The organism is Klebsiella sp. F11 (assembly GCF_056712265.1).
Genome location: NZ_CM160060.1, coordinates 2,438,263 through 2,456,151, shown reverse-complemented (window position 1 = coordinate 2,456,151; position 17,889 = coordinate 2,438,263). Strand labels below are relative to the sequence as shown.

Genomic DNA, 17,889 nt, shown 5'->3' with positions numbered 1-17,889 from the left:
GCAAATCCCCGCCCCCGTCGCTTTCCCTGAGCAATAAGAAGTGCCATGCTTAAAAAAAGAACAGCCTGACTCGTATCATGGAGGAAATTTGATGACCAAAATTTATACGCTTACTCTGGCTCCTTCGCTCGACAGCGCCACTCAGACCCCGCAGATCTATCCGGAAGGTAAACTACGCTGCAGCGCACCGGTTTTCGAACCCGGTGGCGGCGGTATTAACGTCGCTCGCGCCATTACCTTTCTCGGCGGCCAGGCCACGGCAATTTTCCCTGTCGGCGGCGCCACCGGAGAACATCTCACCGCCCTGCTTGCCGATGAGCGGGTTCCCGTAGAAACCGTCGAGACCGGCGACTGGACGCGGCAAAATCTGCACGTCCACGTTAATGCCAGCGGTGAACAGTATCGCTTCGTGATGCCCGGCGCGGCGTTAACCCAGCAGGAGTTCCGCCGTCTCGAAGAGAAGGTGCTGGCGATTGAGCCCGGCTCGCTGCTGGTAATCAGCGGCAGCCTGCCGCCGGGGATCGACATTGAAAACCTCACCCAGCTGGTAAAAAGCGCGCAGCAGCACCGGCTGCGCTGCATTATCGATAGCTCGGGAGAGGCGCTTGCGGCCGCGCTTGAAGTCGGCAACATTGAGCTCGTCAAACCTAACCAAAAAGAGCTGAGCGCGCTCGTTCAGCGTGACCTGAGCCAGCCGGACGATGTTCGCCAGGCGGCTCAGGAGCTGATCCGCTCGGGTAAAGCCCGAAGGGTGGTCGTTTCCCTTGGTCCGCAGGGGGCGCTTGGCGTCGATAGCAGCGGCAGCGTGCAGGTTGTCCCGCCGCCGATGAAAAGCCAGAGCACCGTCGGCGCAGGCGACAGCATGGTGGGCGCAATGACCCTGCGTCTTGCCGAAGATGCCGGACTTGAGGATATGGTGCGCTTTGGCGTCGCCGCGGGCAGCGCCGCTACCGTCAATCAGGGCACCCGCCTCTGCTCGCAGGAGAATACGCATAAAATTTACGCCTATTTGTGCGACCGTTAATCCCTTCCCTCTGTTCAGCAGAGGGAGTCGCCAAATCACCAGCATGGTCTATGATAAAAATTCCATGGATAACAACGGGGTGAAAAATGAGCGCCGAAATTCAAACCCATGTCGTGACGATCCGTTTTCACGAAGAGACGCTTACCGAGATTAACGAGCTGAGCAATCACCTTACCCGCGCGGGCTTCACCCTTGTCCTGAACGACGACGAGGGAAAACCTCACGAGCTGGGAACCAACACCTTTGGCCTGGTTTCCCCGCAAAGCGCGCAGGAGGTGCAGGCCCTGAGCGCTGGGCTCGCGGAAACCGCGCTGGGGCGGCCTGCCGAAATCACGGTAACCACATTTACCCAGTGGCTGGAAGCTCAATAAGTGCGATTGGCGCTGCGGAAAGCGTCAGTTGTGCGTCAGTTCGAATTTTACGCCGAGGTTATGCGCTAACCTTATGAAATGGTGGAAAACATGGGGAGAGACGGCATGTGGCAGGCTATCAGCAATTTGTTAAGCGAGTGGCACACTGAAGCAGCTGAAATCGAACTGCGAAACGAACTGCCCGGCGGAGAAATCCACGCAGCATGGCACCTGCGCTTCGGTGGGAAGGACTACTTCGTGAAATGCGACGAACGTGAGCTATTGCCTATCTTTACCGCCGAGGCGGATCAGCTCGAGCTGCTGTCGCGGAGTAAAACCGTTCACGTCCCGCAGGTTTTTGCCGTCGGCAGCGACCGTGATTACAGCTTTATGGTGATGGAGTATTTGCCTCCTCGCCCGCTCGACGCCCACAACGCTTTTCTGCTCGGTCAGCAAATCGCGCATCTGCATCAGTGGAGCGATCAGCCGCAGTTTGGGCTCGATTTTGACAATGACCTTTCCACCACTCCCCAGCCCAATGCCTGGCAGCGCCGCTGGTCGACATTTTTTGCCGAACAGCGCATCGGCTGGCAGCTTGAGCTGGCGGCAGAAAAAGGGCTCCATTTCGGCGATATCGATACCATTGTTGACTACGTGCAGCAGCGCCTCAGCAGCCATCAGCCTCAGGCCTCCCTGCTGCACGGCGACCTGTGGTCCGGCAACTGCGCGCTGGGGCCGAATGGCCCCTATATCTTCGACCCGGCCTGCTACTGGGGAGACAGAGAGTGCGACCTCGCCATGCTGCCGCTGCATCCTGAGCAGCCGGCGCAGATATACGACGGCTATCAGTCGGTCTCGCCCTTGCCCTCCGGGTTCCTCGATCGTCAGCCTGTTTATCAGCTCTATACGCTATTCAACCGGGCAATCTTATTCGGCGGTCAGCACCTCGTGACGGCGCAAAAAGCGCTCGACGACGTCTTCGCAGAACAGGCCCCGTAAGGGGCCTTATTGATGGTGGTTAGTTGATCTCAACGCCTTTAAGACGGAACTTAATGGTCATCGTCACGCCGGTGCCCGGTTTGCCGGGCTCGTAGCGCCACTTACGCATGGCGTTTTTCACTTCACGCTCAAACATATTGGCCGGCTGCGCGGAAAGAATCTCGACGTTGTCCAGACGACCGTCCGGGGTGACGTCAAACTTCACCCGCACCACGCCTTCAATACGCAGCGCCAGGGCGCGAGTCGGATAGCCCGGCTGGTTACGGCTGAGCGCCCGCGGGCCGCTCGGCGCGGTAACCGTTGGCTTCGCGGTGGCCGTGGAGGTAGACGGCGGCGTACGCGCTGGCGCAGTGTTGGTAGTTTCAAACGGCGAGGCCGGACGCGTTTCCGCAGGCTTAACCTCACGCTTCGGCTGCTCGATCTTTTTCTCAGGCTTCGGTTTTGGCTTCGGCTTGGGTTTCGGCTCAGGCTTGTGAATAACAACCGGCGCTTCCTTCGGCGGCTCTGGCACTACTTCAGGCTCTGGCTCTGGCTCGACAACCGGTTCAACGACCGGGGGGGCCGCCTGAGGAGGCTCGAGATCCGCAGGAGCCACCATGGTTATCTCAATCGGTTGAGAAGGAGATGGCCGTTCAATAACCTGATGTACCGAGGTATAAAGCAACCCCGCCACAACGGCACCGTGGATAGCCACGGACAGCAGCGTCGGCCACGGGAAGCGGCGAGGTAAATCAAGGGTCATTGCGCTCATAGTCGTTTCAGTTGAAAAATGATGCCCCGATTTTAAATGCAAATAGCAATCATATTCAATAAGCCTTGTTGGCTGACATCAAAATTAGCCCCCTTTCCGCTAAAAAAAAGCCCGACGCCGGGCATTTTAACCCGCTGAGCATCTTTGCATTGCAGTCAACGCCGGATTCACTTAACGTGATTCGCCTATATTATTGATAAGGAGCCTTGCCGTGCTTTACGTAATCTACGCTGAAGACATCGCCGATTCTCTGGAAAAGCGGTCGGCGGTTCGTCCCGCCCACCTGGCGCGTTTACAGCTGCTACATGATGAAGGCCGTCTGCTGACCGCCGGACCAATGCCTGCCGTAGACAGCAACGAACCTGGCGCTGCGGGATTCACCGGTTCAACGGTGATTGCCGAGTTTGAATCGCTGGAAGCAGCGCAGTCCTGGGCGAACGACGACCCTTATATTGCCGCCGGGGTTTACCAGAACGTCGCGGTGAAGCCTTACAAAAAGGTATTTTAGGGTTCAGCCGCCGTCAAAAACACAGAGGCACCGCATGCGGTGCCTTTTATTTCAGTACTCAGTGAAGACGAACAACAGGGAATGACGCTGTCGTTTCACCAGCTCCTTGCGGACCGCGAGGATGCGCATATTGCGGCGCGATTGGGCCTCCAGCCAGCGGGATTTACGGCGGCTCACCTGTCTTAGCATGCGCCAGCGCCCTACTTCCGTTCTACTACGCTTCATTGCTGCAACTCTACAAGTCAAATACAGTCTGCATTATAGGCCTATGAATCCGGCTGACCAACGCTTTCGCTGCGTTTTTATTTGCCAGATGGATGTTGATGCGTAAACTCATCAAATAGAGTTTTTCAAAAGGATTTCTCATCTATGACAACCTTTTACACGGTGGTGAACTGGCTAGTCATCCTCGGTTACTGGTTACTGATCGCCGGTGTAACATTACGCATACTGATGAAACGGCGCGCCGTTCCTTCAGCAATGGCGTGGTTGCTGATTATTTATATTCTTCCTCTGGTCGGCATTATTGCCTATCTCTCATTTGGCGAACTCCATCTCGGCAAGCGCCGGGCCGAACGGGCGCGGGCAATGTGGCCCTCTACCGCCAAGTGGCTCAACGATCTCAAGGCCTGCAAGCATATCTTTGCCAACGAAAATAGTCCGGTTGCCGAATCGCTGTTTAAACTCTGCGAACGCCGCCAGGGGATCGCCGGCGTTAAGGGCAATCAGCTGCAGCTGCTGACCGAATCTGACGACGTGATGCAGGCGCTGATTCGCGATATTCAGCTGGCTCGCCACAATATCGAGATGGTGTTTTATATCTGGCAGCCTGGCGGGATGGCCGATAAGGTCGCAGAGTCGCTCATGGCCGCCGCCCGGCGCGGCGTACACTGCCGCTTAATGCTGGACTCCGCCGGCAGCGTCGCCTTCTTCCGCAGCCCGTGGGCGGCAATGATGCGCAATGCCGGCATCGAGGTGGTCGAAGCGCTGAAGGTGAATTTGATGCGCGTGTTTTTACGCCGAATGGATCTGCGTCAACACCGCAAAATGGTCATGATTGATAACTATATTGCCTACACCGGCAGTATGAATATGGTCGACCCGCGCTTCTTTAAGCAGGATTCCGGCGTCGGCCAGTGGATCGATCTGATGGCGCGCATGGAGGGCCCGGTCGCCACGGCGATGGGCATCGTTTACTCCTGCGACTGGGAAATCGAAACCGGGAAACGGATCCTGCCGCCGCCGCCGGACCTCAATATAATGCCGTTTGAGGAGGCCAGCGGACATACCATCCACACCATCGCCTCTGGCCCGGGCTTTCCGGAAGATTTGATTCACCAGGCGCTGCTGACCGCCGCCTATTCCGCCAAAGAATATCTGATCATGACCACCCCCTACTTCGTGCCCAGCGACGATTTGCTGCACGCTATCTGCACCGCCGCCCAGCGCGGCGTTGACGTCAGCATCATTTTGCCGCGCAAGAATGATTCGCTGCTCGTCGGCTGGGCCAGCCGGGCCTTCTTCACCGAGCTGCTGGCAGCCGGGGTGAAAATTTATCAGTTTGAAGGCGGGCTGCTGCACACCAAAAGCGTACTGGTCGACGGCGAGCTGAGCCTGGTGGGAACCGTCAATCTCGATATGCGCAGCCTGTGGCTCAATTTTGAAATTACGCTGGTTATTGACGACGCCGGTTTTGGCAGCGATCTGGCGGCGGTGCAGGATGATTATATCTCCCGTTCACGCCTGCTTGACGCCCGTTTATGGTTAAAACGTCCGCTCTGGCAGCGGATAGCGGAGCGACTGTTTTACTTCTTCAGTCCGTTGCTGTAAAACGTGCCAATCAGATGTTAAACGGGTAGCTATCATGGATATGGATTTAAACAATCGCCTGACCGAAGATGAAACGCTTGAGCAGGCTTACGATATCTTTCTCGAGCTGGCGGTCGACAACCTCGATCCGGCGGATGTCATTCTGTTTAACCTGCAGTTTGAAGAGCGTGGCGGCGCCGAGCTCTTTGACCCGGCAGAGGACTGGCAAGAGCACGTCGATTACGATCTCAACCCCGATTTCTTCGCCGAGGTGGTGATTGGTCTTGCCGACACCGACGGCGGCGATATTAACGATATCTTCGCCCGCGTCCTGCTGTGCCGCGAGAAAGATCACAAGCTGTGCCATATTTTGTGGCGTGAATAAGATTGCATTCCGGCCTCTGGCGGCCTGAAAAATGCCTGCCCGTTTAGCGACCGGCAGGCATTTTTATTTATCCGTCCGCTACTCCACCAGCTCGCTCCCACAGGCGTTACAGTAACGGGCGTTTTTATCGCGAGGCCCGTGCTGGCAGTTCGGGCATATCCGCTGGCCGCGGCGATGCTGAAAGGCGGTGGACATATGGGTGGTAATCAGGCCGGTTGGGATCGCGATAATTGAATAGCCGATCAATATCAGCAGCGATGCCAAAACTCTTCCCAGTGGCGTGTGCGGCGTAATGTCGCCGTAGCCTACCGTGGTTATGGTCACGATAGCCCAGTACACCGAAGCGTTAAGCGTGGTGAAGCCGTACTGCGGCCCCTCAATCAGATACATCAGCGAACCAAAAACCACCATCACAATGGCAATAAATGAGTAAAACAGGATCAGCTGATGGCGGGCGCTGACGATGGCGGCCCAGAAAATATTCAGCGACGGCATAAAGCGCAGCAGCTTGAGAATACGCAAGGCGCGGATTGCGCGCATCGCGCGCCAGGCAAAGACGTAGTTTATGCTTATTTCCGGCCACAGCCACATTACGTACAGCGGTAAAATCGTCGCTAAATCAATCAGCCCCCAAAAGCTAAAAATATAGCTGAACGGGTTGGGCCAGCTGACGATGCGCAGAAGATATTCGAAGGTAAAAACGGCGGTCACCATAATCTCAAGCCAGACGAAAATATGCCATTCGTCTACCGACAGGTGATATTGCGTCCCCAGCCCGGACTCAACAAAAACGACCACCACGCTAAGCAGCGCAAAGACGCCGCCCAGGCCTTCAAAACGACGCCCGGAGCGCCGGGTTTGATCAAACAGCAGATGATATAGCCGCCGGCGGGCGGCGTGAAAAGTGGCAATCACGTTTAACCTCGCAAAAAAAAGGGCTGACCAGCGCCAGCCCCGGAGATTATAACGGGTCTACCTTGAGGCAGGAAACCGCATGGCGGAAGCTGCCTTCCAGCACCGGCCGCGTTTTAGCGCATTCCGGCCCGGCAAGGGGACAGCGCGTGCGGAAAACGCATCCCGACGGCGGGTTAATCGGCGAAGGGAGTTCACCTTCCAGCAGCTGGATGGTTTTATTCTTTTCCAGATCCGGATCGGGAACCGGCACCGCCGACATCAGCGCCTTGGTGTAAGGGTGCAGCGGGTTGTGGTACACCTCATCATAGGTGCCCAGTTCCACCGCATGACCCAGGTACATGACCAGCACGCGATCGGATATGTGCTTCACCACCGCCAGGTCATGGGCGATAAAGATCAGCGACAGCCCCATTTCGCGCTGCAGCTGCTGCAGCAGGTTGACCACCTGAGCCTGAATCGACACGTCCAGCGCCGACACCGGCTCATCGCAGATAATCAGCTTAGGCTCGAGGATCAGCGCCCGGGCAATACCGATGCGCTGGCACTGGCCGCCGGAAAACTCGTGCGGATAGCGGTTAATCAGGTTTGGCAGCAGTCCGACCTTCATCATCATCGCCTTCACCCGATCGCGGACCTCCTGGCGCGGCATTTTCGGATGATAGGTGCGCAGCGGTTCGGCAATAATTTCGCCGATGGTCATGCGCGGGTTCAGCGACGCCAGCGGATCCTGGAAAATCATCTGAATATCGCTGCGCACGTCGCGCCACTCATCCTGCTTCATGCCCAGCAGATCTTTGCCAAGCCACGCAACCCGGCCCTCGGTCGCTTTCACCAGACCAATAATCGCGCGGGCAAAGGTGGATTTACCGCAGCCGGATTCCCCCACCACGCCCAGCGTTTCGCCTTCATACAGGCGCAGCGTGACGCCATCGACCGCTTTCAGCGTTTTGGCCGGCTGCCAAAACCACTGCTTACCATCTTTAATATCAAAGTGGACTTTGAGATCGGCGATTTCGAGCAGGACTTTTCTTTGTTCAGTCACGGCGTTCATAGCAGATCTCCCACCGGTTGAAAGCAGGCACGCAGGCGGCCAGGGGCAAACTCCTCCAGAGGCGGAGCGCTAGTACAAATCTCCACCGCATGCGGACAGCGCGGCTGGAACGGACAGCCTTTCGGCAGGCGCAGCAGGTTCGGCGGATTGCCAGGGATGGTTAACAGCGTATCGCCTTCGGCATCCAGACGCGGAACCGCATTCAGCAGGCCGATAGAGTACGGATGCGACGGATGATAAAAGACATCGCGCGCGTGGCCGTACTCCATGGTGCGACCGGCGTACATCACCAGGACTTTGTCACAGATCCCGGCGACCACGCCCAGATCGTGAGTAATCATAATGATCGCCGTATTGAATTCGCGTTTAAGCTCATTCAGCAGGGTCATAATCTGCGCCTGAACCGTCACGTCCAGCGCCGTCGTCGGTTCATCGGCGATCAGCAGCTTTGGCCGGCACAGCAGCGCCATGGCAATCATCACGCGCTGGCGCATCCCGCCAGAAAACTCATGCGGATACATTTTCATGCGCTTGCGCGCTTCGGGCATCTTAACCGCATCCAGCATCTTGACCGATTCTTCAAACGCTTCGGCTTTCCCCAGCCCTTTGTGCAGCATTAGCACCTCCATCAGCTGCTCGCCAACCCGCATATACGGGTTCAGGGAGGTCATCGGGTCCTGGAAAATCATCGAGATCTGCTCGGCGCGCAGCTTATTCAGCTCGCGCTCCGGCAGGTTGAGGATCTGCCGGCCGTTAAAGGTCGCCGAACCGCCGATATAGCCGTTGGCCGCCAGCAGCCCCATCAGCGCAAAGGCGGTCTGCGACTTGCCGGAGCCTGATTCTCCTACGATGCCTAACGTTTCCCCGGCCCGCAGGTTAAAGTTAAGGTCGTTCACCGCGGTGACGTCGCCATCCGGCGTCTTAAAGGTCACGCGGAGATCTTTAACATCCAGCAGCAGCCCGGATTGCTGCTGCGCCTGCGGCGCTTTTGCCGTTTCAATTATGCTCATGACGGCGCTCCTTAGCGGTCTTTCGGGTCGAGGGCATCACGCAGGCCATCGCCGATAAAGTTAAAACAGAACAGCGTTACCACCAGGAACCCCGCAGGAAACAGCAGCAGCCACGGCGACACTTCCATTGAGTTCGCGCCATCGCTCAGCAGCGCTCCCCAGCTGCTGAGCGGCTCCTGAGTACCCAGCCCCAGGAAGCTGAGGAAGGATTCGAACAGGATCATGCTCGGTACCAGCAGCGAGGCGTATACCACCACCACGCCCAGTACGTTAGGCACGATGTGACGAACCACGATACTGAACGTCGAGACGCCGCCGACCTGGGCCGCTTCGATAAACTCTTTGCGCTTCAGGCTTAGCGTCTGGCCGCGCACGATACGCGCCATATCCAGCCAGGAAACCATCCCGATGGCGACGAAGATCAGCAGGATATTCTGGCCAAAGAAGGTCACCAACAGGATAACGAAGAACATGAACGGGAAGGAGTTGAGGATCTCCAGCAGACGCATCATGACCGAGTCGATCTTGCCGCCGAGATAGCCGGAGAGCGAGCCGTAGAGCGTACCGAGGATCACCGCCACCAGCGCGGCGGCAACGCCAACCATCAGCGAGATGCGCCCGCCGATAGCGACGCGAACCAGCAGGTCGCGACCGGATGAGTCGGTACCAAAGTAGTGGCCGGAGGTCATTTCCGGCGCGCTGGACATCATGCCCCAGTCGGTATCGAAATAGGAAAACTGCGACACCATTGGCGCCAGGGTTACGAACAGCGCGATAATCATCAGGACGATCAGGCTGGCAACGGCGGCGCGGTTATGCATAAAGCGGCGGCGGGCATCCTGCCACAGGCTACGTCCTTCAACTTCCAGTTTTTCACTGAAGTTCTCCAGCGCCTCGTTGTTTTTCTTACTTAACATCATGGCGAACCCCAGCCTCAATAGCGAATCTTCGGATCGATAACGGCATACAGCACATCAACAATCGCGTTAAACAGAATGGTCAGCGCGCCGACCAGAATCGTCAAGCTGAGTACCAGGGAGTAGTCGCGGTTAAGCGCGCCGTTGACGAACAGCTGGCCGATCCCCGGGAGACCGTAGATAGTCTCGATAACCATTGAGCCGGTGATGATCCCCACGAACGCCGGGCCCATATAGGAGAGGACCGGCAGCAGCGCCGGTTTCAGCGCATGACGAAAAATAATGCGCCGCATCGGCAGCCCTTTTGCCCGCGCGGTGCGGATGAAGTTGGAGTGCAGGACTTCAATCATCGAGCCGCGGGTAATACGTGCGATGCTGGCGATATAGGCTAACGACAGCGCCACCATCGGCAGGATCATAAACTTCAGCGCCCCGCCGTTCCAGCCGCCACCGGGCAGCCAGTGCAGCGTGATGGCGAAGATCAACACCAGCAGCGGCGCAACGACGAAACTGGGTATTACCACCCCGGTCATGGCCACCCCCATCACCGCATAGTCCCATTTGGTGTTCTGATTGAGCGCCGCAACCACTCCCGCCGCCACGCCGAAAATCACCGCCAGTAAAAATGCCGCGGCGCCTAATTTTGCCGAAACGGGAAAGCTTCCCGCCACGAGGTCGTTAACGGAATAATCTTTGTATTTAAACGACGGTCCAAAATCACCGTGCGCAAGCTGTTTCAGATAGCTGAAATATTGCGTGGAAATAGGATCGTTCAGATGATATTTCGCTTCGATGTTCGCCATCACTTCTGGTGGCAGCTGCCGCTCGCCGGTAAATGGACTTCCCGGAGCCAGGCGCATCATAAAGAAGGAAATAGTAATAAGAATGAATAGCGTCGGAATCGCTTCCAGACAACGACGTAGAATAAATTTTAACATTGCCCGTACCTTCTGGCCTGTGCCTTTGCACTGCTCTCAAATAAGACACTGTGGGGCAGTCACTGACTGCCCCACCTGTTGCCATTAATGCTTAATAATATAAAGATCTTTGGTATAGACGTTACCCATCGGATCTTTACCGGTGTAGCCGCCAACGTACGGTTTCACCAGACGGGCGTTCACGTAGTAATAAACCGGAACGATGGCTGAATCTTTATCCAACTGCTGCTCGGCTTTATCGTACAGATCCGTACGCTGGGCCTCGTCCGCAGCCTTAGTGCTTTCCGCCATGATCTTATCGAACGCCGGGCTCTTATAGTGCGCGGTGTTCATCGAGCTGTCGGACAGCATGGTATTCAGGAAGGAAGTCGGTTCGTTATAGTCTGCGCACCAGCCCGCGCGCGCCACGTCATAGGTTCCCTGATGACGCGTGTCGAGGAAGGTTTTCCATTCCTGGTTTTCCAGCTTGACGTCTACGCCAAGATTTTTCTTCCAGATGGAGGCGGCGGCGATCGCCAGTTTCTTGTGCAGATCGGAGGTGTTATACAGCAGGTTGAAGGTCAGCGGTTTATCCGCCGTGTAGCCAGCTTCAGCCAGCAGCTTTTTCGCTTCTTCGTTGCGTTTTTCCTGCGACCATTTGAACCACTCAGGAACGGTCAGCTTCGCGCTGTCGGTATACGGCGGCGTATAGCCATAGGCCGGAATATCCCCCTGACCTTTTACTTTATTCGCAATAATATCGCGATCGAGGCCCATCTTCAGCGCGGTACGTACGCGCGGATCGGTAAATGGCGCTTTCTGGTTATTAATCTCGTAATAGTAGGTGCACAGATACGGATCCACGTGCAGTTCATTTGGAATTTCTTTTTTCAGCTTCTGGAATAGCTCAATAGGCAGCTGGTTATAGGTCATATCCAGCTCACCGCTGCGGTAGCGGTTAACGTAGGTCACTTCGGAAGAGGTCGGCAGCCAGGTCACTTCATCAATAACCGTTTTGCTGTTATTCCAGTAGTGAGGATTACGTTCCATGACGATACGTTCGTTAACGACCCAATCCTTCAACTTATAGGCGCCGTTAGAGACGATATTGGCAGGCTGAGTCCACTTCTCGCCAAATTTCTCGATGGCCGGTTTATAAACCGGCGACATGGATGAGTTGACCAGCAGCTTATAGAAGTACGGGACGGCTTCGCTGAGGGTGACTTCCAGCGTGTGATCGTCAATGGCCTTCACACCCAGTTCAGTCGGCGCCTTTTTACCGTCAATAATCTCATCGACGTTGGCAATATGGCCATACTGCGGATAGCTCGCATACGGAGAGGCGGTTTTCGGGTCCACCAGACGCTGCCAGCTATAAACAAAATCCTGTGCCGTTACCGGCTCGCCGTTGGACCATTTCGCGTCTTTACGCAGATGGAAGGTCCAGACTTTAAAATCTTTGTTGTCCCAGCTCTCAGCGACGCCCGGAACCGGGTGACCATCGACCGGCGACGTCACCAGCAGGCCTTCAAACAGATCGCGGCTGATATTGGATTCCGGCACCCCTTCAATTTTATCGGGGTCCAGCGACTGCGGCTCTGCGCCGCTGTTACGCACGATGCTCTGCTTTGCTGCTAACGAGACACCTGCTGGCACATCTGCCGCCACTGCGTTTCCTGCAATAAGCGCAGCGAGAACGCCTGCTGCAATAAGGCTTTTTCTTGTGATGATGGTCATTGTGTTGTTACTCCATTCATTATAATTACTGGCTATATAACCAGCCTGTTTTTCCCCTTACGGGATTCTGTACAGTGCAGGAGTTTATGCTGCTGTCAGAGTTTACTGCTTGCTATCACCGACTTATTTATTACGGCCGCTCAGGCGGCGACCTTGACGTCGATTCTTTCCCCTACCGGGGTATTTCTGGCGGCAATGAGTTATTTAATAATAATTCTCATTTACGCTTGTTATTCAGTAAAAAGAACACGGCGGAAATTACCAAAAGGCTTTCTCATCCGCCAATGCAATTTGCAAATATGTTACCGGTTTCTCTTTTATGACCTTTTCTGCGCCTGGCTTTTAGCCCGCCTTCGCACAGATTAAACTTCAAAATCATTATTTTTCAATTAGATACAATTACCCTATCGTTCTGCATACCGTGATGATGTATCAAGATGCTTTTTTGTACGAAAATTTAACAATCGGTTAATTTTTAGCACATTCATCTACACTGACAATGAAATTACTAATATTATTTCAATTATCCAACGGCAAGCACCAGAGAATGATGTGAAGAAAATAACAGTGGCAAGGCGCTGGGGAAAACGCAGAAGGAGGTGTGATAACAACGTAATAAATTGATAGATAAATAATTTTATAAATATTGTTAAAAGTTATATCGCGCTGGCCATATCACCTTTATTAATATCTTTTGCTAATAATGAAGCAAACGCGGAGCGCCAGGCTCCGCAGCGGGCAGCCTAACTTAGGCCAGCAGGCCCGGAAACAGCGCTTTTATTCCGGTAACGATAAATTCAATTCCCAGCGCCATCAGCAGCAGCCCCATAATACGCGTTATTACGTTAATGCCGGTTTGCCCAAGCAGGCGAACTAACCACGGCGCTATGCGGAAAATTCCCCAACAGCACAGAGCAAACAGCGCGATTGCCACCGAAAAGCCAATGAGATGGGCTACCGTGTGGTAACGCGTCCCCCAAACAATGGTTGAGCTAATCGCCCCCGGGCCGGCCATCAGCGGTAATGCCAGCGGCACCACGCCGATACTTTCGCGGATAGCCGTCTCTGACTTCTCCTGCTTGTTCTGTTTGTCTTCCCCAAGCTTGCCGCTAATCATCGACATCGCAATGGTGACGACGAGGATCCCGCCGGCAATACGGAATGAATCAATGGAGATACCGAAGATTTGCAAAATACCGTCCCCGAGGAACAACGAGGTCAGCAGGATGATGGCCACGGAAAGATTCGCCGTCAGGTTGGTCTTATTACGGATCGCCGCGCTCTGGTAGCTGGTCATACTAATGAAGACAGGGATGATGCCAACCGGGTTAACCAGTGCAAATAACCCGATGAAAAACTTGAAATAAGTTGAAAAATCAAACAACGGTAGAGTCACAGTGCGCTCCGCAGCATCATAAAATATGGCTGTTGACAGTGGATGTCATAAAATATTCGCGCAGAAGATACGCTTTTTAACAGCATAATTCATCTCAAAAATGCATACCGCAATGATAAACGGTGTTTGTTGTATATTTGTTTCTTTTACTGGTTTTATTCATTTATTTTGCATACCTTTTCATTACACTTGATTTAAGTGGTCATAAAGTAGCCTGCTGAAAGGTGTCAGCTTGACATAAAATTGATCTAAATCACGTAAATCGTACTCAGAAGTGAGTAATCTTGTTTACACCAAAGAGTGGAAGCCGGCAGTACCTGAGGATAAAGAAATAAAGCTTCGTTAGTAAATCAGTGAAGCCAGCAGAGCAAAATTCGATACGTTAACATTTAGATGCAAGCTATTAACCGCCTGTCTATACTATCGAATCGAGCTACTGATTTACTAAAAAAGTTTAACATTATCAGGAGAGCATTATGGCTGTTACTAATGTCGCTGAACTTAACGCACTCGTAGAGCGCGTAAAAAAAGCCCAGCGTGAATATGCCAGTTTCACTCAAGAACAAGTTGATAAAATCTTCCGTGCAGCCGCTCTGGCCGCCGCAGACGCTCGAATCCCTCTCGCAAAAATGGCCGTCGCCGAATCCGGCATGGGCATTATCGAAGACAAAGTGATCAAAAACCACTTCGCTTCTGAATACATCTATAACGCTTATAAAGATGAAAAGACCTGCGGTATTCTCTCTGAAGACGATACCTTTGGTACGATCACCATCGCAGAGCCTATCGGTATTATTTGCGGTATCGTCCCAACGACGAACCCAACTTCTACAGCAATCTTTAAATCACTGATTAGCCTTAAAACGCGTAACGCGATCATCTTCTCGCCACATCCGCGTGCTAAAGATGCCACCAACAAAGCGGCTGATATCGTTCTGCAGGCGGCGATCGCAGCCGGCGCACCGAAAGATCTGATCGGTTGGATCGACCAGCCTTCCGTTGAGCTGTCCAACGCCCTGATGCACCACCCTGACATTAATCTGATTCTTGCGACCGGCGGTCCAGGTATGGTTAAAGCGGCCTATAGCTCCGGTAAACCGGCTATCGGCGTTGGCGCAGGTAACACCCCGGTTGTTATCGATGAAACCGCTGATATTAAACGCGCCGTGGCGTCGGTGCTGATGTCCAAAACCTTCGATAACGGCGTTATCTGTGCGTCTGAACAGTCCGTTGTCGTCGTTGACTCCGTCTACGACGCCGTTCGTGAGCGTTTCTCCAGCCACGGTGGCTACCTGCTGCAGGGCAAAGAGCTGAAAGCGGTTCAGGACATCATCCTGAAAAACGGCGCGCTGAACGCCGCCATCGTTGGTCAGCCGGCGTATAAAATTGCTGAACTCGCAGGCTTCACCGTCCCGAGCAACACCAAAATTCTGATTGGTGAAGTGACCGACGTTGACGAAAGCGAGCCGTTTGCTCACGAAAAACTGTCTCCGACTCTGGCCATGTATCGTGCCAAAAACTTCGAAGACGCCGTTGATAAAGCTGAAAAACTGGTGGCGATGGGCGGTATCGGTCATACCTCCTGCCTGTACACCGACCAGGATAACCAGCCGGCTCGCGTGGCCTTCTTCGGCCAGATGATGAAAACCGCACGTATCCTGATTAACACTCCGGCTTCTCAGGGTGGTATCGGTGACCTGTATAACTTTAAACTCGCGCCTTCCCTGACTCTGGGTTGTGGTTCCTGGGGTGGTAACTCCATCTCTGAAAACGTTGGTCCGAAACACCTGATCAACAAGAAAACCGTTGCTAAGCGAGCTGAAAACATGTTGTGGCACAAACTTCCGAAATCTATCTACTTCCGTCGTGGCTCTCTGCCAATCGCGCTGGATGAAGTGATTACTGATGGTCACAAACGCGCGCTGATCGTGACCGACCGCTTCCTGTTCAACAACGGCTATGCCGACCAGATCACCTCCGTACTGAAGGCATCCGGCGTTGAAACCGAAGTATTCTTTGAAGTTGAAGCTGACCCAACTCTGACCGTAGTACGTAAAGGTGCAGAACTCGCCAACTCCTTCAAACCGGACGTCATCATCGCCCTCGGCGGTGGTTCCCCGATGGATGCCGCGAAAATCATGTGGGTGATGTACGAACATCCGGAAACCCACTTCGAAGACCTGGCGCTGCGCTTTATGGATATCCGTAAACGTATCTACAAGTTCCCGAAAATGGGCGTGAAAGCGAAAATGATCGCCGTCACGACCACTTCCGGTACCGGTTCTGAAGTGACCCCGTTTGCGGTCGTTACCGACGATGCGACCGGTCAGAAATATCCGCTGGCAGACTACGCGCTGACTCCGGATGTGGCGATTGTCGATGCCAACCTCGTCATGGATATGCCGAAGTCCCTGTGCGCATTCGGTGGTCTGGATGCCGTCACTCACGCCCTGGAAGCCTACGTTTCCGTGCTGGCGTCTGAGTTCTCCGATGGCCAGGCTCTGCAGGCGCTGAAGCTGCTGAAAGAGTACCTTCCTGCGTCCTACAATGAAGGTTCTAAGAACCCGGTAGCGCGTGAACGCGTGCACAGTGCAGCGACTATTGCCGGTATCGCGTTTGCTAACGCCTTCCTCGGCGTATGTCACTCGATGGCGCACAAGCTGGGCTCCCAGTTCCATATCCCGCACGGCCTGGCCAACGCCCTGCTGATTTGTAACGTTATCCGCTACAACGCGAACGATAACCCAACCAAGCAGACCGCATTCAGCCAGTACGATCGTCCGCAGGCTCGTCGTCGCTACGCAGAGATTGCTGACCACCTTGGCCTGAGCGCGCCTGGTGACCGCACCGCAGCGAAAATCGAGAAACTGCTGGCGTGGCTGGAAAGCATGAAAGCTGAACTGGGTATTCCTAAGTCTATCCGTGAAGCTGGCGTGCAGGAAGCTGACTTCCTGGCCCACGTTGACAAGCTGTCTGAAGATGCATTCGATGACCAGTGCACCGGCGCTAACCCGCGCTACCCGCTGATCGCCGAGCTGAAACAGATTCTGCTGGATACCTTCTACGGTAACGAGTTCAGCGAAGGCGAAGCTGCCGCAAAGAAAGAAGCCGTAGCAGCGCCGAAGGCCGATAAAAAAGCGAAAAAATCCGCTTAATTTACGCCGGTAACAATAAATAAAAGGCCTCATCTTTTGATGAGGCCTTTTTTGTCGTCACTATTTTGCCTGACGTCGTAAAACCGGCGCAGAGCGGCGCCGAAGCATCAGCCCATCATATTACAGCAGCAATGGTAGCAGGACATTATCAGGCGCCTGGTGCGCGCCTGAGCGGGATCGACGAAGGGAGATTAGCTGGAGCGCTGTCTGCTTTGTACAAGCGTTAAAGAGCCCTCTTTTAAGGCTTCTTTATAATGTTTACGGCAGACCGATACGTAGCGTTCGTTGCCGCCAATAACCACCTGCTCACCCTCATTGTACGGCCGCCCTTCCTGGTCAAGGCGCAGCACCATACTCGCCTTGCGGCCGCAAAAACAGATGGTTTTTAATTCAACCAGCTTATCTGACCAGGCCAATAAATACTGGCTGCCGATAAACAGCTCCCCGCGGAAATCAGTACGCAGGCCGTAGCACAGCACCGGGATATCCAGACCATCAACAACCTCGGATAGCTCATGCACCTGCGCACGGCTCAGAAACTGGCTCTCATCAACTAATACACAATGAACCGGCTGCTTTGCATGCTCTGCGCTAATCTCGGCAAATAATGAGGTCTGCGGGTTAAACAGCCGGGCCGGCGATGAGAGGCCAATTCTTGAACTGACCTTACCGGAGCCAAAGCGGTCATCAATCTCAGCCGTATAAACCAGGGCACGCATGCCTCGTTCCTGATAATTGTATGAGGACTGCAGTAGCGCAGTCGACTTACCTGCATTCATTGCAGAATAGTAAAAATAAAGTTGTGCCATCGGCTGCGTAACCCCAATCAATGTGTTTTATCGCGGCGGGATTGTAGCATATTTTCTACCGCTGTCGGCCCCTTCAGGGAAGGACTGGCGGTTTATGTTGCGCAAACCGCCGCCTGAAAGATTAAGCGTCTTAATACAATCGGAGCTTCGGCTATT

At 54.3% G+C, this 17,889-nt stretch carries 18 protein-coding genes; 8 read left to right on the top strand and 10 right to left on the bottom strand.

Features of this window, described 5'->3' with window-relative positions; all coding sequences use genetic code 11:
* Positions 1–91 precede the first annotated feature (91 nt).
* From pfkB to AC1M2H_RS12130, 3 genes are all read left to right on the top strand, one after another.
* On the top strand, positions 92–1,024 hold the full coding sequence (gene pfkB, locus AC1M2H_RS12140; RefSeq protein WP_480151528.1) for a 6-phosphofructokinase II: 933 nt from the start codon (positions 92–94) through the stop codon (positions 1,022–1,024).
* Positions 1,025–1,110: 86 nt separating this feature from the next.
* Complete coding sequence (gene ghoS, locus AC1M2H_RS12135; protein WP_426814470.1) at positions 1,111–1,395, top strand: type V toxin-antitoxin system endoribonuclease antitoxin GhoS; 285 nt, start codon at positions 1,111–1,113, stop codon at positions 1,393–1,395.
* 105 nt (positions 1,396–1,500) lie between these two features.
* On the top strand, positions 1,501–2,373 hold the full coding sequence (locus tag AC1M2H_RS12130) for a fructosamine kinase family protein (RefSeq protein WP_480151527.1): 873 nt from the start codon (positions 1,501–1,503) through the stop codon (positions 2,371–2,373).
* Positions 2,374–2,392: 19 nt separating this feature from the next.
* On the opposite strand, the gene tonB is transcribed toward AC1M2H_RS12130, so the two are convergent.
* Positions 2,393–3,124: a TonB system transport protein TonB gene (tonB, locus tag AC1M2H_RS12125; RefSeq protein WP_480151526.1), complete on the bottom strand. Its 732-nt coding sequence runs from the start codon at positions 3,122–3,124 to the stop codon at positions 2,393–2,395.
* Between the two features lie 211 nt (positions 3,125–3,335).
* Between tonB and AC1M2H_RS12120 the strand changes: the two genes are divergently transcribed.
* The gene (locus tag AC1M2H_RS12120; protein ID WP_480151525.1) at positions 3,336–3,632 is read left to right on the top strand and encodes a YciI family protein; all 297 of its coding nucleotides are present in this window, start codon (positions 3,336–3,338) and stop codon (positions 3,630–3,632) included.
* Positions 3,633–3,683: 51 nt separating this feature from the next.
* Here AC1M2H_RS12120 and AC1M2H_RS12115 read toward each other — a convergent pair whose 3' ends face one another.
* On the bottom strand, positions 3,684–3,857 hold the full coding sequence (locus tag AC1M2H_RS12115; RefSeq protein ID WP_426814466.1) for a YciY family protein: 174 nt from the start codon (positions 3,855–3,857) through the stop codon (positions 3,684–3,686).
* Positions 3,858–4,001: 144 nt separating this feature from the next.
* Between AC1M2H_RS12115 and cls the strand changes: the two genes are divergently transcribed.
* A complete protein-coding gene (cls, locus tag AC1M2H_RS12110) occupies positions 4,002–5,462 on the top strand; it encodes a cardiolipin synthase (RefSeq protein ID WP_480151524.1) in 1,461 nt (486 codons plus the stop codon).
* 34 nt (positions 5,463–5,496) lie between these two features.
* Complete coding sequence (locus AC1M2H_RS12105) at positions 5,497–5,826, top strand: HI1450 family dsDNA-mimic protein (protein ID WP_464415354.1); 330 nt, start codon at positions 5,497–5,499, stop codon at positions 5,824–5,826.
* Positions 5,827–5,904: 78 nt separating this feature from the next.
* On the opposite strand, the gene AC1M2H_RS12100 is transcribed toward AC1M2H_RS12105, so the two are convergent.
* The 6 genes from AC1M2H_RS12100 to oppA all read right to left on the bottom strand — a co-directional run bounded on the left by AC1M2H_RS12100 (position 5,905) and on the right by oppA (position 12,373).
* On the bottom strand, positions 5,905–6,741 hold the full coding sequence (locus tag AC1M2H_RS12100; RefSeq protein ID WP_480151523.1) for an ion transporter: 837 nt from the start codon (positions 6,739–6,741) through the stop codon (positions 5,905–5,907).
* Between the two features lie 46 nt (positions 6,742–6,787).
* The gene (gene oppF, locus AC1M2H_RS12095) at positions 6,788–7,792 is read right to left on the bottom strand and encodes a murein tripeptide/oligopeptide ABC transporter ATP-binding protein OppF (RefSeq protein ID WP_480151522.1); all 1,005 of its coding nucleotides are present in this window, start codon (positions 7,790–7,792) and stop codon (positions 6,788–6,790) included.
* Positions 7,789–8,802 (bottom strand): oligopeptide ABC transporter ATP-binding protein OppD, encoded by a 1,014-nt coding sequence (gene oppD, locus AC1M2H_RS12090; protein WP_480151521.1) that lies wholly within the window; start codon positions 8,800–8,802, stop codon positions 7,789–7,791. Before oppD ends, oppF begins: the two co-directional genes overlap by 4 nt.
* Before the next feature lie 11 nt (positions 8,803–8,813).
* On the bottom strand, positions 8,814–9,722 hold the full coding sequence (oppC, locus tag AC1M2H_RS12085) for an oligopeptide ABC transporter permease OppC (RefSeq protein ID WP_426814463.1): 909 nt from the start codon (positions 9,720–9,722) through the stop codon (positions 8,814–8,816).
* Positions 9,723–9,736: 14 nt separating this feature from the next.
* Entirely contained in the window at positions 9,737–10,657 is a 921-nt protein-coding gene (oppB, locus tag AC1M2H_RS12080) for an oligopeptide ABC transporter permease OppB (protein ID WP_426814462.1), read from the bottom strand.
* An 84-nt stretch (positions 10,658–10,741) separates the two neighbouring features.
* A complete protein-coding gene (oppA, locus tag AC1M2H_RS12075; RefSeq protein WP_480151520.1) occupies positions 10,742–12,373 on the bottom strand; it encodes an oligopeptide ABC transporter substrate-binding protein OppA in 1,632 nt (543 codons plus the stop codon).
* An 86-nt stretch (positions 12,374–12,459) separates the two neighbouring features.
* On the opposite strand from oppA, the gene AC1M2H_RS12070 reads away from it, so the two are divergent.
* Positions 12,460–12,696 (top strand): hypothetical protein, encoded by a 237-nt coding sequence (locus AC1M2H_RS12070; RefSeq protein WP_480151519.1) that lies wholly within the window; start codon positions 12,460–12,462, stop codon positions 12,694–12,696.
* A 425-nt stretch (positions 12,697–13,121) separates the two neighbouring features.
* Here AC1M2H_RS12070 and AC1M2H_RS12065 read toward each other — a convergent pair whose 3' ends face one another.
* Positions 13,122–13,769, bottom strand: coding sequence for a YchE family NAAT transporter (locus tag AC1M2H_RS12065; protein ID WP_480151518.1), 648 nt, complete (start codon positions 13,767–13,769; stop codon positions 13,122–13,124).
* Positions 13,770–14,245: 476 nt separating this feature from the next.
* On the opposite strand from AC1M2H_RS12065, the gene adhE reads away from it, so the two are divergent.
* Positions 14,246–16,924: a bifunctional acetaldehyde-CoA/alcohol dehydrogenase gene (gene adhE, locus AC1M2H_RS12060; RefSeq protein WP_480151517.1), complete on the top strand. Its 2,679-nt coding sequence runs from the start codon at positions 14,246–14,248 to the stop codon at positions 16,922–16,924.
* Between the two features lie 191 nt (positions 16,925–17,115).
* Here adhE and tdk read toward each other — a convergent pair whose 3' ends face one another.
* The gene (tdk, locus tag AC1M2H_RS12055) at positions 17,116–17,733 is read right to left on the bottom strand and encodes a thymidine kinase (RefSeq protein WP_480151516.1); all 618 of its coding nucleotides are present in this window, start codon (positions 17,731–17,733) and stop codon (positions 17,116–17,118) included.
* Positions 17,734–17,889 lie beyond the last annotated feature (156 nt).